Here is a 21,954-nt window from a genome sequence, read left to right on the forward strand (position 1 = left end):
CGCCGGAGATGGCGAAGTGTCTTTGAGATAGGGGATTTTCGGCGAAGTTCCCGGCCATTACCGAGTCCCGCCAGGCGGCGAGCTGTAGGAGCTGACGAGTGCAACGAGGCTGCGATCTCTTGATTCTCGGAATCAGAAGATCGCAGCCAGTGCCGGATCAGACCGCCGCAGGACGCAGCGAGTAGGTTTTCAGCTGATCGGCAAAATCACGCAACGACTGGATGCCACTGGCCTCGGCCTCGTGAATCCATTCCTTGATGGCAGCGAGCATGTCGTGGCCATTGGAGCTGGTCTTGACCCAGATCTGCTGCAGGGCCAGGCGTTTTTCGTAAATGACTTTCAGCGCCTGGCTGTGTTCGAGCATGGTCTGGATGCGCAGGTGATGACGGTCTTCCAGCAGGCTGGTTTCCCGCGACAGCAGGCGTTTGGCCCGGTGGAACTGGTGGCGCACCGAGTGATCGACCTTGGCCAGCTCCTGCTTGACCAGCGGGCCGATCACCAATTTGCGGTACTGGGCCATGATCTGGAAGCGGTTGTTGAGGATCGCCATGGCAGTGTCCATGTCGAGGCTGCCTTTGCCTTCGACGCGGTGGGCGATTGGCGCGATTCGCTGCACCTTGGCCAGGCGCAGGAAGCAGAAGACCTTGATCCACGCCCAGCCGAGGTCGAATTCCCACTTCTTCACCGACAGCTTGGCCGAGTTGGGGTAGGTGTGATGGTTGTTGTGCAGTTCTTCGCCGCCGATCAGGATGCCCCACGGCACGAGATTGGTCGCCGCGTCACGGCATTCGAAATTGCGATAGCCGACAGCATGGCCCAGGCCGTTGATGACGCCAGCGGCCCACACCGGAATCCACATCATCTGGATCGCCCAGATGGTGATGCCGATCGTGCCGAACAGCAGTAGATCAATAACACCCATGATCGCCACGCCCAGCAGCGGATAGCGGCTGTAGAGGTTGCGTTCGATCCAGTCTTCCGGGCAGTTCTTGCCGTAGATGCGCAGGGTTTCCGGGTTCTGTGCTTCGCTGCGGTACAGCTCGGCACCGGTGCGCAGCACCGTGGACAGACCCTTGATCACCGGGCTGTGCGGGTCATCTTCGGTTTCGCATTTGGCGTGGTGTTTGCGGTGGATGGCGGTCCACTCGCGGGTGTTCTGCGCCGTGGTCAGCCACAGCCAGAAACGGAAAAAGTGCTTCAGGCCCGCATTCAGCTCGAGCGAGCGGTGGGCCGAATAACGGTGCAGATAGACCGTGACGGCAACAATCGTCACATGGGTCATCAGCAGGGTGACCGCGACCAGTGACCAGGCCGACAAGCCAAGAAAACCTTCGTACCACATAGGCTATAGGGCCCTCGATAAAGATAAAAACAGCCGTTGCATTATCACTAAGCACACAGATAAAACCAGTCGCCCTTTCAGATAAGAAGTCGCTGAATGTTTCTTGACCTATAATTCCAACCTTTTTGTAGGGACATGGACGACCGAATGCCTGCGACTTACCGCGATGCCTTGCGTGCAGCGCTGCTCTATCTCGTGCTGGCCGCCGTGTGGCTGCAAGTAACTGATCATTTATCAAGCAAGTTCTTCGATGACTCCATTGAGCTGGCCCGTTGGCAACTGATCAACGGTTATCTGCTGGCAGCGGTCAGCGCCGGGCTGATTTTTCTCGCGCGGGCGCGTCTGGGTCGGTTGCTCGGAATTGGTGCTCATTTGCACGAGCGCCACACCGACCGCGAGCGCTTGCGTCAGGCGGCCGCCGTTTTCGACTGCACTCGCGAAGGCGTGCTGGTCACCGATCACCGGGGCTTGATCGTCCACGTCAACCGCGCCTTCATCGAAATCACCGGTTATCGGCGTGACGAGGTGATCGGCCAGCAGCCGAGCTTGTTCAAGTCCGGCCACCATCCGCCGGGGTTCTATCAGGCGATGTTCGCCACCCTCGAGGCCGAAGGTGAATGGAGTGGCGAGATCTGGAACCGGCGCAAGACCGGCGAGATTTATCCGCAGTGGCAGACGATCCGGGTGATTCACGATGATTTCGGCCGGCTCAGCCATTACGTGGCGGTGTTCTCCGACATCAGTGCGATCAAGGATTCCGAGTCCGAGCTCAAACACCTGGCGCATCACGATCCGTTGACCGATCTGCCCAATCGCCTGCTGTTCAGCGATCGCGCCGAGCAGGCGCTGGCGTCGGCGCAGACGCACAAGCGTGGCTGCGCGCTGCTGATGCTCGATCTGGATCACTTCAAGATGATCAACGACAGCCTCGGGCACAACGTCGGCGACCGCTTGCTCAAAGCGGTGGCGAAGCGTTTGCAGGAGCTGGTCGGCCCCGGCATCACCTTGGCGCGGCTGGGTGGAGACGAGTTCGCGGTGCTCGCGGAAAGTTGTCCCCAGCCTGCGCAGGCGGCGGCATTGGCGCAGCGGATTCTGGACGCGTTCAAGGAGCCGCTGCTGATTGACGGCAATCAACTGTTTATCAACGCCAGTATCGGCATCAGCCTGTTTCCCAGCGATGCCTTGAGCGCCGAGCAGTTGCTGCGCAACGCCGACAGCGCGCTGTTCAAGGCCAAAAGCAGCGGGCGCAACGGTTACGCGCTGTACACCGAAGAGCTGACCGCACACGCCCAGCAACGGGTCGAAATCGCCTTCGAACTGCGCCGCGCGCTGGAGCAGCAGGAATTGCGCGTTTATTACCAACCGGTGCATGACCTGCACAGCAGCCGTCTGATCGGCGTCGAGGCACTGGTGCGCTGGCAGCATCCACAGCGCGGCCTGGTGTCGCCGGCGGAATTCATTCCGATTGCCGAGCGCACCGGTCTGATCGCCGACATCGATGCCTGGGTGATGCAGCAGGCTTGTCGGCAGATGTGCCAATGGCAGCAAAGCGGCTTGGTGCTGTCGTTCGTCGCGGTGAATGTCTCGTCGCGGTTGTTCGCACGGCGCGAGTTGTACCAGCAGGTGGCGCAGGTGCTGCACGACACGGGACTGGATCCGGGCTATCTGGAACTGGAAGTCACCGAAAGCGCGGTGATGGACGATCCGGAAGTGGCGCTGGAACAAATGCACCGTTTGCGTGAGCTGGGTGTGCGCTTGGCCATCGATGATTTCGGCACCGGCTATTCCTCGCTGCTGCGGCTCAAGCGCCTGCCGGTGCAGAAACTCAAGATCGATCAGGGCTTCGTTGCCGGGTTGCCCTGGGACGAGGATGACGTGGCGATTGTCCGGGTGATCATCGCGCTGGCGCGGAGCATGGGCATGCAGGTGCACGCCGAGGGGATCGAGCAGGTTGAGCAGGCGGCGTTTTTGCGCGGGCAGGCGTGTGATCTGGGGCAGGGGTATTGGTTTGGGCGACCGGTGCCAGTGCAGGATATCGATTGGGCCAGAGCACCTGTGATTGGTTGAAAGAGCGAAAGATCGCAGCCTTCGGCAGCTCCTACAGGGGCCGGTGCAGGAGCTGACGCAGGCTGCGATTTTTTGCTTTTACAGGCTGCAACCCCTTGTGCGGGCAGATAAACATTTCTGGTTATATAAACATTCTTAAATAGTCTTTTTAAGAATATCCGTGCCTCTCTTATATTGCTCCCACGCCGAACGCAGTGCCGCCCACTGCCAGGCAAAACCCCTTCAAAGGAGCAGCACCATGAGCGCATCCCTTCGCAGCGTTGACGGTCAGGACGAAAGCACCATCTTGCGTGAAATCCAGAGCGCCCTGCGCGATCTGCGGTTCGGCGCGGTGGAGATCACTGTGCACAACGCGCAAGTCGTACAGATCGAACGCAAAGAGAAATTCCGTTTGCAGCAACCGGGCAAACAACCGGGCTGAGCTGAAGGTCAAGAGATCGCAGCCTGCGGCAGCTCCTACAGGGGGCTGTGCGCAGGAGCTGCCGCAGGCTGCGATGTTTGAAACGGCACCACAATTTCCGCAATACATAAGAAAAAGCCACCACCAGGAATTCCAGGAGCTTTCACCATGTCGTCGATTCGCCGTTACGCTTTGGCCGCGCTGGCCAGTGCCGTGTTTGCCGGTTCCGCCGTTGCCAAGGATTACGAGCTGCTCAACGTGTCGTATGACCCGACGCGCGAGCTGTATCAGGAATACAACGCCGAATTCATCAAGTTCTGGCAGAAGGATCATGCCGGCGACACGGTGAAAATCCAGCAATCCCATGGCGGTTCGGGCAAGCAGGGTCGTGCGGTGATCGACGGTCTGCGCGCTGACGTGGTGACCTTGGCCCTGGCCGGCGACATCGATGAAATCGCCAAGCTCGGCAAGACCCTGCCGGCCGACTGGCAGAAGCGTCTGCCGGAAGCGAGCACGCCGTACACCTCGACCATCGTGTTCCTGGTGCGCAAGGGCAACCCGAAAGGCATCAAGGACTGGGGCGATCTGGTCAAGAATGACGTCTCGGTGATCACGCCAAACCCGAAAACCTCGGGTGGCGCGCGCTGGAACTTCCTCGCCGCGTGGGCCTATGGCCTGAAAGCCAACGGCGGTGATGAAGCCAAGGCCAAGGAATACGTGCAAACCCTGTTCAAGCACGTGCCGATCCTCGACACCGGTGCGCGTGGTTCGACCATCACCTTCGTCAACAACGGTCAGGGCGATGTGTTGCTGGCCTGGGAAAACGAAGCGTTCCTGGCGCTGAAAGAAGACGGCGGCGCCGACAAGTTCGATATCGTCGTACCTTCGCTGTCGATCCTCGCCGAACCACCAGTGGCCGTGGTCGACAAGAATGCCGAGAAGAAGGGCAACGCGCAGATCGCCGAAGCCTATCTCAAGCACCTGTACAGCCCGGCCGGCCAGGAAATTGCTGCGAAAAACTTCTATCGTCCACGTGACAAGGACGTGGCCGCCAAGTACGCCCAGCAGTTCCCGAAACTGGAGCTGGTGACCATCGACAAGGACTTCGGCGGCTGGAAATCCGCGCAGCCGAAATTCTTCAACGACGGTGGCGTGTTCGACCAGATTTATCAGGCGCAGTAATCTGACTTCAGCCACACATCAAGCCTGAAGCCAGGCGCGGAAAATGTGGGAGCGAGCTTGCTCGCGAAAGCGCAGTGTCAGACGACGTAGAGTTGGCTGATACTCCCTCTTCGCAAGCAAGCTTGCTCCCACATTGGTGCGTTCAGCGGAATGCTTTTAACCAAGGACTTTTATGTCGCGTCGTATCTCCCCCGTCATACCCGGCTTCGGGCTGACGCTGGGTTACACCTTGGTGTACCTCAGCCTGATTGTGCTTATCCCGCTGGCAGCGATGTTCGTCCACGCCGCCCAGCTGACCTGGGATCAGTTCTGGACGATCATCTCCGCACCGCGGGTGCTGGCGGCGTTGAAGCTGAGCTTCGGCACCGCACTGTGCGCGGCGATCATCAACGGCATCATCGGCACGTTGCTGGCCTGGGTGCTGGTGCGCTACACCTTCCCCGGACGCAAGGTGATCGACGCGATGATCGATCTGCCTTTCGCCCTGCCTACAGCCGTCGCCGGCATCGCGCTGACGGCGCTGTACACGCCGACCGGTCTGGTCGGGCAGTTCGCCGCCGACCTCGGTTTCAAGATCGCCTACACACCGCTGGGCATTACCCTCGCACTGACCTTCGTAACCCTGCCGTTTGTGGTACGCACGGTGCAGCCGGTGCTGGCTGATATTCCCCGTGAAGTCGAAGAGGCGGCTGCCTGCCTCGGTGCTAAACCATTACAGGTGTTCCGCCACATTCTGCTGCCGGCGCTGCTGCCGGCGTGGTTGACCGGTTTCGCTCTGGCGTTCGCCCGTGGTGTCGGCGAGTACGGTTCGGTGATCTTCATCGCCGGCAACATGCCGATGAAAACCGAAATCCTGCCGCTGCTGATCATGGTCAAACTCGACCAGTACGATTACACCGGTGCCACCTCCATCGGCGTGCTGATGCTGGTGGTTTCCTTCGTCCTGTTGCTGCTGATCAACTTGCTGCAGCGGCGCATCGAAACCCCATAAGGAGGCGCGAACATGTCCCAATCGTCTATTGCGGCCGCCTCTTCGGCCAACGCTGCGCGGCGTGGCAGCGCCACTTCGCGCAGAGTCCTGATCGGTCTTGGCTGGCTGATCTTTTTCCTGTTTCTCCTGCTGCCACTGTTCATCGTCGTATCGCAGGGTTTGAAGAATGGCCTTGGCGCGTTCTTCACCGCGATCTTTGAACCGGACGCGCTGTCGGCGCTGAAACTGACGGTGATTGCCGTGCTGATCTCGGTGCCGCTGAACCTGGTGTTCGGCGTCAGTGCGGCGTGGTGCGTGAGCAAATACTCGTTCCGTGGCAAGAGCATGCTGGTGACGCTGATCGACCTGCCGTTCTCGGTGTCGCCGGTGATCGCCGGTCTGGTGTACGTGCTGATGTTCGGTGCCCAGGGCCTGTTCGGGCCGTGGCTGCAGGATCACGACATCCAGATCGTCTTCGCCCTGCCGGGCATTGTCCTGGCGACAATTTTCGTCACCGTGCCGTTCGTGGCCCGTGAACTGATTCCGCTGATGCAGGAACAAGGCACCCAGGAGGAAGAAGCCGCGCGTCTGCTCGGCGCCAATGGCTGGCAGATGTTCTGGCACGTCACCGTGCCGAACATCAAGTGGGGCCTGATTTATGGCGTGGTGCTGTGTACCGCGCGGGCCATGGGCGAGTTCGGTGCGGTGTCGGTGGTTTCCGGGCACATTCGCGGGGTGACCAACACCTTGCCGCTGCACGTCGAGATCCTCTACAACGAATACAACCACGTGGCCGCGTTCGCCGTGGCGAGCCTGTTGCTGATCCTGGCGCTCTTCATCCTGCTGCTCAAGCAGTGGAGCGAAAACCGTATCAACCGCCTGCGCGCCAGCGCCGCGGAGGAATAATTCATGTCGATCGAAGTGCGTAACGTCAGCAAGAATTTCAATGCGTTCAAGGCGCTGGACAACATCAGCCTGGATATCCAGAGCGGTGAGCTGGTCGCGCTGCTGGGCCCTTCGGGCTGCGGCAAGACCACCTTGCTGCGCATTATCGCCGGTCTGGAAACCCCAGATCAGGGCAACATCGTCTTTCACGGCGAAGACGTTTCCGGCCACGATGTGCGGGATCGCAACGTCGGTTTCGTGTTCCAGCATTACGCCTTGTTCCGCCACATGACGGTGTTCGACAACGTCGCGTTCGGCCTGCGCATGAAACCGAAAAACCAGCGTCCGAGCGAAAGCCAGATCGCGGCCAAGGTCCACGAACTGCTGAACATGGTGCAACTGGACTGGCTGTCGGATCGCTATCCGGAGCAGTTGTCCGGTGGTCAACGTCAGCGCATCGCCTTGGCTCGTGCCCTCGCGGTGGAACCGAAAGTACTGCTGCTCGACGAGCCGTTCGGCGCCCTCGACGCCAAGGTGCGCAAGGAACTGCGGCGCTGGCTGGCGCGGCTGCACGAAGACATCAACCTGACTTCGGTGTTCGTGACCCACGACCAGGAAGAAGCAATGGAAGTCGCCGACCGTATCGTGGTGATGAACAAGGGCGTGATCGAGCAGATCGGCTCACCGGGCGACGTCTACGAAAACCCGGCCAGCGATTTCGTTTATCACTTCCTTGGTGACTCGAACCGCCTGCTGCTGAGCGATGACAACCATGTGCTGTTCCGCCCGCACGAAGTGTCGTTGTCCAGACATGAGCTGGAAGATCACCACGCTGCCGAGGTGCGCGATATCCGTCCACTGGGCGCGACCACGCGGGTGACGCTGAAGGTCGAAGGGCAGGCGGATTTGATTGAGGCGGAAGTGGTGAAAGACCACGACAGCCTGATCGGCTTGGCCAAGGGTGAAACCCTGTTTTTCAAACCCAAGGTCTGGCAGAAAGTCGCCAACCTCTAAAAGCAAAAGATCGCAGCCTTCGGCAGCTCCTACAGGGGAACGCATTCCAACTGTAGGAGCTGCCGAAGGCTGCGATCTTTCAAGCGGCCTAAGCCGCTGCTTTGCGATTCGGATTGACTCGCACCACCCCTGCCCGCGCTTCAATCTGCGCTTTCAACTCCTGCCGCATCCCCAGCAGAAACGCCAACTCAGCCACAACGAACAGCGGCCCGACAATCAGCCCGCTGATGTCATCGACAAACGCCGGTTTGCGCCCTTCATAGTGATGCCCGACAAACTGGATCACCCAGCCAATCACGAACATCGCCAGGCCGCTGCTCAACCAGACCAGGGTGCTTTGCTGCGCCAGTGCATGCCCGGCCCACACCGACAGGCCCATCAGCAGCGTCATCAACACGCCGAGCTTCAACTCCAGACGCAGGTAAAACCACGCCGACGCCAGCGCCACGACGACGGCGGGAGATACCCACAACCCGCCCAGCGACCACTCCGGCCGCGACAGCAGAACAGCAACCGCCACCACGATCAGCGGAATGCCGATAAAGTGGCTGACGATGTTGCGCGGGTCGCGGTGGTAGGCGGCGTATTGACTGAGGTGGTCGACGAGGCTTTTCATTGTTGTTCCTCCAGTATGGTTGAATGCATCATCCCTCGGGATCGGCGTTCGTTCTGTCGGGCAGGCGACACTCCAGGAGTGGTTATGCAAATTCGTGCACGGTTGCTCAGCGGCCAGTGGTTCAGTCATCTGCCGGCGTCCTTTCAGGATAGCCTGCTGGCGCTGGCTCGAGAGCGGCGGCTCACGCCGGGGCAGCGGCTGTTCCAGCGCGGCGATGCCCCGTGCGGTCTGTACGCAGTGCTTGATGGCGCCGTGCGCATCGGCGCAGTCAGCGAGCAGGGCAAGGAGGCGTTGTTGAGTCTGGTGGAGGCGCCGCACTGGTTCGGCGAAATCTGCCTGTTCGACGGCCAGCCACGCACCCATGATGCCTATGCAGTCGGGCCGTGTACCTTGCTGAATATTCCACAAGCGGCATTGCTCAAACTGCTCGACGAACAGCCGCAATATTGGCGGCATCTGGCGCTGCTGATGAGCCACAAGTTGCGCCTCGCTTTCATCAATCTCGAACAGTTGAGCCTGCTGCCAGCCCCGGCGCGCTTGGCTCATCGCTTGCTGATGATCGCCGAAGGCTACGGCGAACTCGACGCACCACGCCGGACGCTGCAGCTACCGCAGGAGCAGTTGGCAGCGATGCTGTCGCTGTCGCGGCAGACCACCAATCAGATCCTCAAGGATCTGCAGGGGCAGGGGGTTATCGGTCTGGCTTACGGCGAGATCGAAATCCTCGATAGCGCGCGATTGCGGGCCTTGGCCACGATTTGACGGGCGCCTGAAATCCCAATGTGGGAGCGAGCCTGCTCGCGAAAGCGGTGGGTCATTCAATGATGATGTCGACTGATACAACGCCTTCGCGAGCAGGCTCGCTCCCACAGGGAATCGGGGTCTGGATCAGGAACCACGATAGGTCGAGAAACCGTACGGGCTCAGCAGCAGCGGGATGTGGTAGTGCTGATCGGTCTGCTTGACCTGAAAGATCACCGGAATTTCCGGGAAGAACGTCTCATGCTTGATCTTTTGGTAATACTCGCCGGTCTTGAACACCACGCGGTATTCACCGGCTTCGAATGGCTGTTTGGCCGGGAACAGCTCGGCGATCCGCCCTTGCTCGTTGGTGGTGCCCTGGGCCAGTGGCTGCCAGTTTTCGCCGACGTGTTTTTCCAGGGTGACGTTGATGCCCGGTGACGGCAGGCCGTTTTCCAGGTTGAGCACGTGCACGCTCAGCGGATTGCCGGCGGCCATCGTCAGGCTGGAAACAGCGCTCAGGCCGAGGGCGGCGAGGGTCATGCGCAGGGTCGTCATGGTGGATCTCCTTAGTGGGAACGGGTGATGGTCAGGCCGGCTTTGTCGGCGGCGGCGCGGGCGCAGTTTTCGTCTTGCTCACCGCCGCCGGAACCGGCCACGCCCATGGCGCCGACCAGTTCGCTGCCGGCGAACAGCGGGATACCGCCGCCGAGCAAAAGCAATTCATCGAGGGTGTTGAGGTTGGCGGTTTCCGGGTTGCTGCGGGCGCGCTCGGCGAACAGCCGCGTTGGGGTCTTGGTCGACAGCGCGGTGTAGGCCTTGCGTTGGCTGGCGGCGGTGTTGTGCGGCCCGACGCCGTCACCACGCAACGTCACCAGCAAGTTACCGCCACGGTCGAGTACCGACACCGTGCCGGTGCAACTGCTCATCGCCTTGTCCGCCAGCCAGCGTGCGGTTTTCAGGTCGAGATCGGCGTGGCGCGGCAGTTCTGGCGTGGCACTTGCTGCGCCGCTGAGGCCGAGGATCAGGCTGGCGACAAGGTATTTGACGGTCATGTGCAGGCTCCGAATGGGAAGGTCTGCACCTTAACCGGCGCACTTCGTCAGAACCCCGTCAGGCGGATTACAAGTTTGTAATGGGCAACGGCGCCGAACACGCCTAGCCTGTGTGCCTGATCAATCGAGGTGTGCCATGCGTTTGCTGGTCGTAGAAGATGAAGCCAAAACCGCCAACTTCCTCGCCAAGGGCCTGGGCGAGTCGGGTTTCGCCGTGGATGTGGCGCTCAATGGCCTCGACGGCCGCTATTTTATCGAGCAGCAGGAATACGACCTGATCATCCTCGACGTGATGCTCCCGGGTCTGAACGGCTGGCAATTGTTGCAACTGATCCGCCAGCGCGGCGCCACACCGGTGCTGTTTCTCACCGCCAAGGACGCTATCGAAGACCGCGTTCGTGGGCTGGAACTGGGCGCCGATGATTACCTGCTCAAACCCTTCGCTTTCGCCGAACTGCTCGCGCGGGTGCGCACGCTGCTGCGACGCGGGCCGCTGCGCGAAGCCGAGTCGTACAACATCGCTGATCTGGAGATCGACGTGCTGCGCCGCCGGGTCAGTCGCGGCGGCCAGCGCATTGCCCTGACCAACAAAGAGTTTGCCCTGTTGCAATTGCTCGCCAGCCGCCAAGGCGAAGTGCTCTCGCGCACGCTGATCGCTTCGCAGGTGTGGAACCTGAATTTCGACAGCGACACCAACATGGTCGAAGTCGCAGTCCGGCGTTTGCGCGCCAAGGTCGACGACCCGTACATGCCGAAACTTATCCACACCGTGCGTGGCGTCGGTTATCAGCTGGAAGCGCCGGACGATGTGGAGTAAATCGATCGCCTGGCGATTGGCTCTGGCCTTCGCCGTGGTCTGCGCGCTGGTACTCAGCGCAATCGGCGTTTTTCTCTACCGCTCGCTGGCCTCGGAATTGGCCTTTCGTGACGACATGGCCCTGCTCGGTCGCCTGGAACAAGTGCGCGCCTTGCTCGCTGACAGCGACAGCCTCGACGCCTTGCAGGCGCGGCCACGGTTGTATCAGAACATGCTCGGCAATCTCGACAGTCTGCTGCTGGTGCGCCGGGCGGACGGCTCCAGCGTGATCGCGATCAACCCGCGTCAGCGCGAATTGCCGGTGCTCCATGCATTAGCGCGAGAACAAATGCCGCAGCGCCGCGACGTGCTCACCTGGCAGTCCAGCGACGGCGCCGAACTGGCCTTGCTGTCCGGCCAGGCCCAAGGCCCCAACGGTGAAGCCCTGACGGTGATCGCCGGCAAAGTGCTCAGCGAGCGCGAACAGATGCTCGGCAGTTATCGCCTGCGCCTGTATCTGTCTGTTGGCCTCGGCGCATTGCTCGCCTTTGCCTTGGGCTTGCTGTTGTTGCGCCGGGGATTGCAACCGTTGCATCAGTTGAGTCAAGCGGTGCGCAGCATCGATCTGCGCAGTCTCGACCGACGCCTGCCCACCGAGGGCACGCCGACCGAATTGCGCGAGCCGGTGCACGCGCTCAACGCCATGCTGGCACGGCTGGACGACAGCGTGCAGCGCCTGTCGCAGTTCTCCGCCGACCTCGCCCACGAAATCCGCACGCCGTTGCACACTTTGCTGGCCAGCAACGGCCAGGCCCTGAACCATCCGCGCAGCACGGCCGAGTATCAGGAAGTGCTGGCCTCAAACATGGAAGAGTTCGAACGGCTCAAGCGCATGGCCGAGAACCTGATGTTCCTCGCCCGCGCCGAACAGGCCGAACGCGCGCTCAATCTGCAAACACTGGACTTGCGCAGCGTTGGCGACGAGCTCTGCGATTACTTCGAAGCCCTGGCCGATGACCGCGATCTCCAACTGCAAAACCGCATGCACGGCGAATTGCCCGCCGACCAGCAACTGCTGCAGCGCGCCCTCGGCAACCTGTTGGCCAACGCCGTACGCCATGCCGACCCCGGCACCCTGATCAGCCTGCGCCGCCGCGATGAACCGGGTATGTGCTGGCTGCAAGTACACAACCACGGCCCGGTTATCCCGCCGGAGCATCTGGGCAAGCTGTTCGACCGCTTTTATCGCGTCGATCCCTCGCGTGCTGAACCGGGGGATTCGGGCGGGTTGGGGCTGGCGATAGTGCAGTCGATCATGCAGTTGCATGGCGGGCAGGTGCGGGTGAGTAGTGATGTGGCGGGGACGGTGTTTGAGTTGGGGTTTGAGGGGCGGTGTTAAGACGTTAGCGATGGCTGACCATCTACGCTAAGCTCATTTAATTGCATTGTTGATGATGCAATTAAATTCTTTTGGTGGATTTGCATTGTAAGCAATGCATTTGGGGCGGTGATGGAAAAAATTGGCGAGTTGATCAGAAGCTTGCGTAAGGCTGAAAAGCTGTCCCAGCAAGCTTTGGCGCAGCAATACGGCATGAGCCGCGCAACAATCTCGGGGATTGAAAACAACACAATCTCGGAAATCGGTCTGCGTAAAGTCGAAGCGATTCTTAACGGATTCGGCTACGAATTGGCCGCAATCCCCCGCGCCTCTCGACGGCCGACACTCGACACGCTGCGCAAGGTGAACTTCCATGGCTGAGGCATTGGACCGCTTGCAGGTCTGCGTCGGCGGCCATGAGGTTGGAAGATTGGGGCGCGGGCACGCAGATGTCGACAGCGTGTTCAGCTATCGGGACGATGCGATTGATGAAAATGCCGTTTCGCTGACCATGCCGACACGCCTGGAAAGTTATGGTTGTGAACGCGGCATTCATCCGATATTCGAGATGAATCTTCCTGAAGGTGCGTTGCGCGATGAGTTGGTCCGGCGTTTCAGCAAAGCCGTGCGCGGCTTCGATGACTTCGCTTTACTAAGTATCGTCGGCCCGCATCAACTCGGGCGTCTTTCGATCGCGAGCGCATCGACAACTGATCGTCCACCTGAAACCTCGCTCGCTGAGTTGTTGGTTAATGACGGAGCGCAAGGTTTGTTCGAGGATCTTTTGCAGACTTACGGGCAGTATTCCGGGGTTTCAGGCGTGCAGCCCAAAGTATTGGTGCGTGACAGTGCCGCTGCAATAGACCGACTGATGCACCGAGGCTCGACTCATCTGGTCAAAGCCTTCCGTGCCGAAGAGTATCCCGAGCTGGCAACCAACGAATATTTCTGCCTGCGCGCTGCGCAACTTTGTGGCCTCGACGTGCCGCATTTCGAACTCAGCGAGCATGGCAAATTTCTCGTCATCGAGCGTTTTGACTTGAGCGACACCGGATACCTCGGTTTCGAAGACTTTTGCGTGCTCAACGGCTGGCCGTCGAAGGCCAAATACGATGGCTCTTACGAAGGAGTCGCACGGCAGATCAAGGCGTTTGTTTCGCCCTCATTACTCAAGCACGCACTGGAAGCTTTCTTCAAGATTGTCGCTTTGTCGGCGGCATTGAAAAACGGCGATGCCCACCTGAAAAACTTTGGCGTGCTCTATGAGGATTGTGGCGAGCGCGCATTGGTCAGGCTGGCTCCGGCGTACGACATCATCACCACGTCGGTGTACATCAAGAGCGATAGTATGGCACTGCTGTTGGGCGGTTCGAAGGCGTGGCCCAAGCATAAAATGCTTACCAAGTTTGGTCGTACGGCCTGCAATCTAAGTGAAGCGCGTTGCAACCGGTTACTGCAAATGGTCGCGCAGGGTGTACAGCAAGCGCTGGGCGAAATGGCGGAGTACAGCGCAAATCATCCTGCCTTCGCAGAGGTGGGCGCTGCAATGATCGAACAATGGTCGGCCGGTCTGGCGCGCAGCCTGCGCAACAGTTGAAACTCAGCGCAACTGATCCCGAAACTGCCCCGGCGTCATCCCTGTCCAGCGCTTGAACGCGCGGCTGAAGCTGCTGGTGTCGGCGAAGCCCAGCAGATAGCTAACTTCACTCAACGAACATTGCGGATCACGCAGGTGCAGCAGCGCGAGGTTTTCACGGCTTTCGTTGAGCAGGGTGTCGAAGCGACAGCCTTCGTCGGCAAGATGCCGTTGCAGGCTGCGCAGGCTCAGGTGCAAGGCCTGGGCGATGCGTTCGGCGCTCGGTTCGCCTTCGGGCAGTTGTTCTTCAATGGCATCGCGCACTTTGCGTTCCCAGGTCAGCGGTTTGAGCTGGGCGAGGGTGCGTTTGAGTACGGCTTCGTTGTGTTCTGCGAGTTCCGGATTGGCGTCATCGAGGTGGCTGTCGAAGTCGGAGAGGGCGAACTCCAGGCGGTCTTCGGCGGCGGAAAAATACACTGGCGCGCGGAGGACTTTGTGCCATTGCTGGGCGTCGTGCGGTTCCGGGCGGCGCAAATACACCGCCAGCGGTGCATAGTCACGGCCGAGACGATTGCGGCAGGTGCGCACGTAGATCGCCGCGAAGGCGTCGATGGCTTCGAAGGCCGGAGCCGGGTTGCCTGAGGGGATTTTCAGGCGGAATTGATAGCGGTCTTCGCGGCGGCTCAGTTCCAGCTCCAGCGCATCGCTGACCACCGGGTGATAACGCACGATGCGCTCGAACACCTCGCGCAAACTGCCGCTGGCCACCAGTGCATAACCGAGCGCGTGGAACGTGGTCGGGCTGACGAAGCGCGACACGCGCAAGCCCAGCGCCGGATCGCCGCTGGCCTCAACCGCGAGTGCCCACAAACGCGTGGTGCCGGACAGCGGATAACGCGCGTTGGGGTCGTCCATCAGCGTCGGGTCGAGCCCGGCCTGCTGGCACAGGGCGAGGCTGTCCAGACCCAGCGCGTCGAGTTGCTTGCGCAGGGCACGGGTCCAGCTGGCGAGGGAGGTCGGTTCCTTCATGCTGATTGGCGCGTCCGGTCAACAGGTTGGCGTTCCTGGCTAGCGCGGTACAAGCACAAGCGAGGCACGATGCACATATCTTAGACCCGAGGATGGAAGCATGGACGGTACTTCTGCAAGCCCTGAACGACTGAATGCGGCGCAGCGCTCGGCGCATATTCGCCAGGTGGTGCTGGCCAAAGGTGTGGAATTGCGTGAGCGCTACCCGATTCTTCAGCATCAGGATGCACTGGGCGCGGGGATTCTGGCGTTCGCGCTGGCCGGGATGATCGGCTCGGCGGCGCTGTACATCACTGGCCATATGGCTTGGTGGGTGTGTCTGCTGCTCAATGCTTTTTTCGCCTCGCTGACCCATGAGCTTGAGCACGACCTGATCCACAGCATGTATTTCCGCAAGCAGCGCGTGCCGCACAACCTGATGATGGGACTGGTCTGGCTGGCGCGGCCGAGCACGATCAACCCGTGGATCCGTCGTCATCTGCACCTTAACCATCACAAGGTGTCCGGCACCGAAGCCGACATGGAAGAGCGCGCGATCACCAACGGCGAGCCGTGGGGTTTTGCGCGGCTGTTGATGGTGGGCGACAACCTCATGTCGGCGTTCATCCGCCTGCTGCGGGCCAGGACGTGGGCGCACAAGCTGAGCATCGGCAAACGCGTGCTCAAGGTCTACGCACCGCTGGCGCTGCTGCACTGGGGCGCGTGGTATGTGTTTCTCGGCTTTCATGCGGCCAACGGCATCGCCTATTTGCTGGGCTCGCCAATCGTGTGGTCGGCCACCACGCTCTCGGTAATGCAAGTGATCGAGATCGCCGCCGTGGTGATCATCGGCCCGAACGTGCTGCGCACTTTTTGCCTGCATTTCATCAGCTCGAACATGCACTACTACGGTGACGTCGAACCGGGCAACGTGCTGCAGCAATGTCAGGTGCTGAACCCGTGGTGGCTGTGGCCGTTGCAGGCGTTCTGCTTCAACTTCGGCAGCAGTCACGGGATTCATCATTTCGTGGTGAAGGAGCCGTTTTACATTCGCCAGATGACCGTGCCGGTGGCGCATAAGGTCATGCGTGAGATGGGCGTGCGCTTCAATGATTTCGGCACGTTCGGCCGGGCGAACCGGTTTGCGGGCAGGGACGAAGAGGTGGTGTCCGCGCAGGTGGTGGAGGCCTGACAAATGCCCCTCACCCTAACCCTCTCCCGGGGGGAGAGGGGACTGACCGAGGGATATTGAAGAGCTACGCCGATGTGAAAGGACGCCGCTGAATCCTTAATCGACTGGATTTCACAGGTCGATGTTTGACGGCAGACAACTCGGTCGGCTCCCTCTCCCTCTGGGAGAGGGCTGGGGTGAGGGGCTCTTGATCTTGCTTCAATCCGGCTGAAACGGCGAAGCACTGAGGATCACCCCGGTCTCCTCGACATACCGCTGCCAATGCCCGATCAGGTCAGTGAGTTTCTGCGGCTGACTCAACGCCAGGTCATGAATCTCCCCCGGATCGCTCGCCAGATCATAGAGCTGCCAGGTCGCCGGCCCGACCGGCCCTGGAATGAACACCGCTTTCCATGAGCCCTGGCGAATCGCCCGGCGTCCGAACAATTCCCACCCCGTCACCGTGTTCTCGTCATGCACTTGCGTGGTCTCGCCGGACAAAAAGCCCAGCCATGATTTACCCCGCAGCGGCGCGACCGCTTTGCCTTTCCACTGTTTGCCCGGATGACGCACGCCAGCCAGATCGAGGATGGTCGGGGTGATGTCCATTACCGTGCCGAAACCATGGCTGATCTGCCCTTTGAGCGGCAGTTGCGGATAATGCAGCAGCGCCGGCACGCGGATCCCACCCTCGGTGGTGAAGGCCTTGAACAACCGCGACGGCGCGGTCGCCACCTGCGCCCAGTTCGGCCCGTACCAGACGTAGGAATTGGCCCGGCCGATGTTGTCGAGGCTGTTGTCGTAATGCTGGTTCAGGTAGGTCATCAGCTCCGGACCGAACTTGGGGAACGCTTCCAGCAGTGCGCCTTCGGCACCGTTGTCAGACATGAACAGGATGAAGGTATTGTCGAGCTGGCCTTGCTGGCGCAGGTAATCGACGACACGGCCGATGTTCCAGTCCATGCGCTCGACCATCGCCGCGTAGACCTCCATGGCCCGTGCGGATATCTGCTTTTGCTCGTCGCTCAGGGCGTCCCACTGTGCGCTGAGTTGAACAAGCGGATGCGGCTCGACGTCAGCCTCGATCAAGCCCAGCGCCTTGAGTTTTTCCAGGCGTTCGAGGCGCAGCACTTCCGGGCCGGCGTCATAGCGGCCACGGTATTTCTCAACGATCTCGGCGGGCGCCTGCAACGGCCAGTGTGGCGCGGAGAAGGGCAGATAGGCGAAGAACGGCCGGGTCTGATCGCGTTCCTTGAGGTACTGCAACAGCTTGTCGCCGAAGGCATCGGAGGAATAGAAATCTTTCGGCAACTCGTCGAGAAACTGATCATCTTCGATGTACAGCGCCGGGGTGGATTTCAGCAGCCCCGGCGTCTGCTCATCATAGGTCGGCTCGAACCCATAGTGGTTGGCCGCGCCCGGCAACAGTGAAAACGAGCGCTCGAAGCCGCGCGCATGGGGCGCCAGTTCGGCCTTCAGGCCGAGGTGCCATTTGCCGCTCATCAAAGTCTGATAACCGGCCTCGCGCAGCAGCTCGGGCAAGGCGACGACGCGGTCATTGAGGTAGCCCTCGTAACCGGGCTTGCCGATCAGTTCCGGGGTCAACGCTTCCGCCATGGTGCCGATGCCCGCGATGTGGTGATCGGTGCCGGTCAGCAGCATCGAGCGCGTCGGCGAGCAGGTCGGTGCGGTGTGGAAATCGGTCAGGCGCAGGCCGTTGTGGGCGAGTGCATCGAGGTTCGGCGTGGAAATTTCGCCGCCGAACGCGCCGATGTCGGAAAAGCCTAGGTCGTCGGCCAGAATCACTAGAAAGTTGGGACGTTGCGGCATCGCGAAACTCCTGTTCAGCAGGCAATGAACGTCAGCGGCAGATCGCGGATCTGCACCGGTGCGCTCGGTTGGTAATGGTCATCACTGGTCAGCTCGTGCAGCAGTTCTTCACGCAACTGATGGAAGTCGTAACCGCTGCGCTGGCGCGGGTGCGGCAAGGCAATGTCGACCACTTGCTTGATCCGCCCAGGACGCGGCTCCATCACCACCACGCGGTCGGCAAGAAAGATTGCTTCCTCGACATCGTGGGTCACCAGAATCGTGGTGATCTTTGCCCGTTCGCGGATCGCCAACAGCTCGTCCTGCATTTGCTGGCGGGTCAGCGCATCGAGGGCACCGAAAGGTTCGTCGAGCAACAGGATTCGCGGGCTGGCGACGAGGCCGCGAGCGATCGCCACGCGCTGCGCCATGCCGCCAGAAAGCTGATGCGGATAGGCCTCGGTGAAATCGCTGAGGCCGACCAGTTCGATGAAATCCTTGATGCGCTGTTGTTTCTGCGCTCCGCTCAGGGGTTCGTTGACCAGGCCCAGGCCGATGTTGTCGGCGACCGTCAGCCATGGGAACAGGCGATGTTCCTGAAAGACGATGCCGCGCTCGCCGCCGATGCCGCTGACGGCTTTGCCGTCGACGCTGATCTGGCCGCGAAACTCGGTGGCGAGGCCGACCAGCAAACGCAGCAGGGTGGATTTGCCACAGCCGCTGGAACCGACAATGGCGACGAATTCGCCCTCGGCGATGTCGAGGTTGAATTCGCGAATCGCCTCCAGTTCGAAGCCGTTGACGGCGAAGGATTTGCCTACGTGGTTGAAGCTGACAATCGGTGCGTTCATGCGTGTCTCCAGCGGGTCGCGCGAATTTCCAGGCGTTGGCCGATCAGGTTGAGCAGGGCGCCGGTGAGGCCGACCAGCAGCATGCCGGCCATGATCAGATCCATGCGCAGTAACTGTTGCGCGCCGATCATCTGACTGCCGATGCCGCCATTGGACGGCATGAAATATTCAGCGCCGATGGTGCCGAGCCAGGCGTAGATCAGGCTCAATCTGAGCCCTGCGAAAATCCCTGGCGCAGCGCCGGGCAGCACCAGTCGGCGCAGGCGCTGGCCGAGGCTCAGGCGCAGCACTTGTGCGGCTTCGTTGAGTTGCGGCGACAGGTTGGCGACGCTGCGCTGGGTGGCGACGAACAGCGGAAAGAACGCAGCGAGCGCGACGAACACCCACTTGGCCTGTTCGCCGAGGCCGAACCATGCAGTGAGCAGCGGCACCCAGGCGAAAATCGCAATCTGCCGCAGTGCGGCGAGTGTCGGGCCGAGCAGGCGTTCGCTGAGACGTGACATGCCGAGCAGCAAGCCCAGGGCGAAACCGAGGCCGCCACCGATCAGCAAGCCGCCCAGGGTGCGGCTCAGGCTCAGCGCCATGCCGTTGACGAGCGTGCCGTCGAGCAGTCCGTCCCATGTCGTGCTCAGTACAGCCGCAGGGCTGACCAGAATGCTCGCGTCGACCCACTGTTGATCATTGGCCAGTTGCCAGAGCGCCAGCAAGCCCAGCGGCAGCAGCCACGGTTGCAGGCGTTGCCAGCCTTGATAGCGCGGGCCGCGAGTGATTTGCGCGGTGGCCGGGTGCGGCCAGTGCACCAGTTTGTGGTCGAGCAGGCCGATGCCGCGATCCATCGCCACGCCGATCAGACCGATGATCACAATGCACACGAACACGATGTCGAGCATGAACAGCTGCCGCGCCCAGACCATCAGATAGCCGATGCCTTCACTGGAGGCCAGCAGCTCGACCGCCAGCAACGAGGTCCAGCCGGCGGCGAGTGCCAGGCGTACTCCGGCCATGAACGCCGGCAGCGCGGCGGGAAGCACCAGGCGACGAATCAACAGACGCGGCGGCAGGCGCAACACGGCGGCGGCTTCGCGTAGTTCCGGTTGCGCATCGCGCACGCCGACCAGTGTGTGCAGGGTTACCGGCACGACGATGGCTTTGATCAGCACCACCAGTTTCAGCACTTCGCCGATGCCGAAAAACACCATGAACAGCGGAATCCATGCCAGCGTCGGCACCTGCGCCAACCCGGCGAATGTCGGGAAGATCAGTCGCTCCAGACTTCGGCTGAAACCCAGTGCGGCGCCGAGCACCGCGCCGGCCGAAACGCCTGCCAGCAAGCCCCAGAACAACCGTTGCAGGCTGATCCACAAATGGCTACACAACTCGCCTTGCGCCAGTTCCACGGCACTGCTCCACACCAGCGATGGCGCCGGCAGGATCTGCTCGCTCATCCACTGATTGCGCGCGGCCAGCCACCACAGGGCGAACAGGCTGACAGGCAACAGCCAAGGCAACAGACGGTGGTTCAGACTCGGCCAGGAGCGGCGGCTTTTCAGCGGCGGCGCGGCCAGCGGCAGGCTGAGCAGGGATTGACGGGCCATGGGTGACCTCCGTTGTCGGGTTGCATGGCGAACCGCTTTTCATGTGGGAGCGAGCCTGCTCGCGAAATGGCTGTTTCAGGCAGCATTGATGGCGGCTGGCATGGCCTCTTCGCGAGCAGGCTCGCTCCCACACTGGGTTTCGTCATATATGAAACTGATCTAACAAATTTTCGTTAGATGCTATCGGGAGATAAGCGAATCCATTTAAGGCTTGCCTGCTTACGCGCATCCAATGCATTCGAAGAATATTTTAGATGCTGTTAATGCATATGGCGCTGCAAGCCGCACACGCCCTCGCTTAGCTCATATGGATATAAAAATGTGCATTTATAGTATTTAAGTGAAGGTGTGCATCCAGCCTACTTTCGGCTCCTCAGCGATCTAGGAGCCGCACCCATGAACCTTCCGTTCAAACGAATCCTCAGCCTGTTGGCCGTCCCGGCGCTTGCAGGCTTTCTCACGCTCAATGCCCAGGCCGAGGAGCTCAAGGAAATCCGCATCGCCGTGCCCGACCTCAGCGCCGGCACTCAACATAGTGGTGGCGGTATCGTCGATGTGCTGCGCGATCAGCAGATCTTCGAAAAGGCCTTCGCCGAGCAGGGCATCAAGATCCAGTGGAGTTTCTTCAAGGGCGCCGGGCCGGTGATCAATGAGGCGTTTGCCAACGGTCAGGTCGATCTGGCCTATCTCGGCGATCTCGCCGCGATCATCGGCAAATCCAACGGGCTGGACACGCGTCTGCTCAGCGCCACGGCGCGCGGGGTCAAGCAATACCTCGGCGTGGTGCCGGGCTCGGGGATCAAGACCCTGCAGGATCTCAAGGGCAAACGCGTGGCGATCTTTCGCGGCACGGCGACGCAACTGTCGTTCGATGCGGCGCTGGCCAGTCAGGGGCTGAGCGAGAAGGACGTGAAGGTCATCAATCTGGACTTCAACGCCGCGGTCTCGGCACTCGCGGCCAGGCAGATCGATGCATCGTGGGGCAGCTCCGCGCTGAGTGCCTTGCAAGCCAAAGGCCTGGCGGAATTGCCGCTGAACACCAAGGACCTTGGCGGCGCTGGCAGCGTGCAGGCGGTTTTGCTGGGCAATGGCAAGTTCGTCGACGCCCATCCTGAGGTCATCGCGAAGCTGCTCAAGGCGCAGCAGCAGGCGGTCGAGTGGCTGACTCAGGACAGCAACAAAGAGGCCTATGTGCAGTTGGTATCGGGGCTGGCCAGTTATCCGCCGGTGATTCTTGCTCAGGATCTGAAGGATCAGAATCTCAGCGAGATTTTCCCGTCGACGCTGGATCCGGTGTTTCTCAGTGGCCTGCAGGACAAGGTCGACCTGGCGGCGCAGCAGAGGCTGATTCGCAAGCCGTTCAAGGTCAGTGATTGGGTGGCGCCTGAACTCTCAGCCGCCAAGCTTTAGATCTCCAGCGTCTTCGCTGACCTCTTCGCGAGCAGGCTCGCTCCCACATTTGGATATGTGCACAGTTCCAGTGTGGGAGCGAGCCTGC

General features: G+C 60.8%; 21 protein-coding genes. 13 read left to right on the forward strand and 8 right to left on the reverse strand.

All coding sequences use genetic code 11. The features are described from left to right. Positions 1-157: 157 nt before the first annotated feature. Entirely contained in the window at positions 158-1,342 is a 1,185-nt protein-coding gene (gene desA, locus J2Y90_RS06920; protein WP_253497810.1) for a delta-9 fatty acid desaturase DesA, read from the reverse strand. A 147-nt stretch (positions 1,343-1,489) separates the two neighbouring features. Here desA and dibA point away from each other — a divergent pair, with 147 nt between their 5' ends. The 6 genes from dibA (at position 1,490) to J2Y90_RS06950 (ending at position 7,860) form a co-directional block, all read left to right on the forward strand. Continuing rightward, a complete protein-coding gene (gene dibA / locus J2Y90_RS06925; RefSeq protein ID WP_253497813.1) occupies positions 1,490-3,409 on the forward strand; it encodes a phosphodiesterase DibA in 1,920 nt (639 codons plus the stop codon). A gap of 238 nt (positions 3,410-3,647) precedes the next feature. Beyond that, complete coding sequence (oscA, locus tag J2Y90_RS06930; protein WP_007917682.1) at positions 3,648-3,830, forward strand: sulfur starvation response protein OscA; 183 nt, start codon at positions 3,648-3,650, stop codon at positions 3,828-3,830. A 147-nt stretch (positions 3,831-3,977) separates the two neighbouring features. Beyond that, positions 3,978-4,991: a sulfate ABC transporter substrate-binding protein gene (locus J2Y90_RS06935; RefSeq protein ID WP_064361638.1), complete on the forward strand. Its 1,014-nt coding sequence runs from the start codon at positions 3,978-3,980 to the stop codon at positions 4,989-4,991. A 172-nt stretch (positions 4,992-5,163) separates the two neighbouring features. Next, positions 5,164-5,982, forward strand: a complete 819-nt coding sequence (gene cysT, locus J2Y90_RS06940) for a sulfate ABC transporter permease subunit CysT (RefSeq protein ID WP_007952818.1) — start codon at positions 5,164-5,166, stop codon at positions 5,980-5,982. A gap of 12 nt (positions 5,983-5,994) precedes the next feature. Then, positions 5,995-6,867 carry a sulfate ABC transporter permease subunit CysW gene (gene cysW, locus J2Y90_RS06945; RefSeq protein ID WP_085733385.1) on the forward strand — a complete coding sequence of 291 codons (873 nt, stop codon included), beginning with the start codon at positions 5,995-5,997 and terminating at the stop codon, positions 6,865-6,867. A 3-nt stretch (positions 6,868-6,870) separates the two neighbouring features. Then, positions 6,871-7,860, forward strand: coding sequence for a sulfate/molybdate ABC transporter ATP-binding protein (locus tag J2Y90_RS06950; RefSeq protein ID WP_253497815.1), 990 nt, complete (start codon positions 6,871-6,873; stop codon positions 7,858-7,860). Positions 7,861-7,948: 88 nt separating this feature from the next. Here J2Y90_RS06950 and J2Y90_RS06955 read toward each other — a convergent pair whose 3' ends face one another. Continuing rightward, complete coding sequence (locus J2Y90_RS06955; RefSeq protein ID WP_253497817.1) at positions 7,949-8,476, reverse strand: DUF962 domain-containing protein; 528 nt, start codon at positions 8,474-8,476, stop codon at positions 7,949-7,951. Positions 8,477-8,560: 84 nt separating this feature from the next. Here J2Y90_RS06955 and J2Y90_RS06960 point away from each other — a divergent pair, with 84 nt between their 5' ends. After that, positions 8,561-9,238, forward strand: coding sequence for a Crp/Fnr family transcriptional regulator (locus J2Y90_RS06960; protein WP_253497819.1), 678 nt, complete (start codon positions 8,561-8,563; stop codon positions 9,236-9,238). Between the two features lie 126 nt (positions 9,239-9,364). Here J2Y90_RS06960 and uraH read toward each other — a convergent pair whose 3' ends face one another. Continuing rightward, a complete protein-coding gene (gene uraH, locus J2Y90_RS06965; RefSeq protein WP_056786996.1) occupies positions 9,365-9,775 on the reverse strand; it encodes a hydroxyisourate hydrolase in 411 nt (136 codons plus the stop codon). An 11-nt stretch (positions 9,776-9,786) separates the two neighbouring features. Beyond that, positions 9,787-10,272, reverse strand: coding sequence for a GlcG/HbpS family heme-binding protein (locus J2Y90_RS06970; RefSeq protein WP_041477439.1), 486 nt, complete (start codon positions 10,270-10,272; stop codon positions 9,787-9,789). A gap of 136 nt (positions 10,273-10,408) precedes the next feature. Here J2Y90_RS06970 and J2Y90_RS06975 point away from each other — a divergent pair, with 136 nt between their 5' ends. The 4 genes from J2Y90_RS06975 (at position 10,409) to J2Y90_RS06990 (ending at position 14,043) form a co-directional block, all read left to right on the forward strand. Beyond that, positions 10,409-11,089, forward strand: coding sequence for a heavy metal response regulator transcription factor (locus J2Y90_RS06975; RefSeq protein ID WP_253497821.1), 681 nt, complete (start codon positions 10,409-10,411; stop codon positions 11,087-11,089). Beyond that, the gene (locus J2Y90_RS06980) at positions 11,079-12,467 is read left to right on the forward strand and encodes a heavy metal sensor histidine kinase (RefSeq protein ID WP_253497823.1); all 1,389 of its coding nucleotides are present in this window, start codon (positions 11,079-11,081) and stop codon (positions 12,465-12,467) included. The genes J2Y90_RS06975 and J2Y90_RS06980 overlap by 11 nt, the downstream gene beginning before the upstream one ends. A gap of 111 nt (positions 12,468-12,578) precedes the next feature. Beyond that, positions 12,579-12,827: a helix-turn-helix domain-containing protein gene (locus J2Y90_RS06985; protein WP_064361629.1), complete on the forward strand. Its 249-nt coding sequence runs from the start codon at positions 12,579-12,581 to the stop codon at positions 12,825-12,827. After that, positions 12,820-14,043 (forward strand): type II toxin-antitoxin system HipA family toxin, encoded by a 1,224-nt coding sequence (locus J2Y90_RS06990; protein WP_253497825.1) that lies wholly within the window; start codon positions 12,820-12,822, stop codon positions 14,041-14,043. Before J2Y90_RS06985 ends, J2Y90_RS06990 begins: the two co-directional genes overlap by 8 nt. Positions 14,044-14,046: 3 nt before the next feature. Here J2Y90_RS06990 and J2Y90_RS06995 read toward each other — a convergent pair whose 3' ends face one another. Next, complete coding sequence (locus J2Y90_RS06995; protein ID WP_042610181.1) at positions 14,047-15,051, reverse strand: AraC family transcriptional regulator; 1,005 nt, start codon at positions 15,049-15,051, stop codon at positions 14,047-14,049. 100 nt (positions 15,052-15,151) lie between these two features. On the opposite strand from J2Y90_RS06995, the gene J2Y90_RS07000 reads away from it, so the two are divergent. Next, on the forward strand, positions 15,152-16,222 hold the full coding sequence (locus tag J2Y90_RS07000; RefSeq protein WP_253497827.1) for a fatty acid desaturase: 1,071 nt from the start codon (positions 15,152-15,154) through the stop codon (positions 16,220-16,222). A 198-nt stretch (positions 16,223-16,420) separates the two neighbouring features. On the opposite strand, the gene J2Y90_RS07005 is transcribed toward J2Y90_RS07000, so the two are convergent. From J2Y90_RS07005 to J2Y90_RS07015, 3 genes are read right to left on the reverse strand one after another with little or no spacing between them, the layout of a single operon-like run. Then, positions 16,421-18,031, reverse strand: a complete 1,611-nt coding sequence (locus tag J2Y90_RS07005; protein ID WP_253497830.1) for an arylsulfatase — start codon at positions 18,029-18,031, stop codon at positions 16,421-16,423. 14 nt (positions 18,032-18,045) lie between these two features. After that, entirely contained in the window at positions 18,046-18,861 is an 816-nt protein-coding gene (locus J2Y90_RS07010; protein WP_253497833.1) for an ABC transporter ATP-binding protein, read from the reverse strand. Next, positions 18,858-20,456, reverse strand: coding sequence for an ABC transporter permease (locus J2Y90_RS07015; RefSeq protein ID WP_253497836.1), 1,599 nt, complete (start codon positions 20,454-20,456; stop codon positions 18,858-18,860). The genes J2Y90_RS07010 and J2Y90_RS07015 overlap by 4 nt, the downstream gene beginning before the upstream one ends. Positions 20,457-20,852: 396 nt before the next feature. Between J2Y90_RS07015 and J2Y90_RS07020 the strand changes: the two genes are divergently transcribed. Continuing rightward, a complete protein-coding gene (locus J2Y90_RS07020) occupies positions 20,853-21,866 on the forward strand; it encodes an ABC transporter substrate-binding protein (RefSeq protein WP_253497839.1) in 1,014 nt (337 codons plus the stop codon). Positions 21,867-21,954 lie beyond the last annotated feature (88 nt).

The sequence above is a fragment of the Pseudomonas koreensis genome (assembly GCF_024169245.1).
Classification (GTDB): domain Bacteria; phylum Pseudomonadota; class Gammaproteobacteria; order Pseudomonadales; family Pseudomonadaceae; genus Aquipseudomonas; species Aquipseudomonas koreensis_F.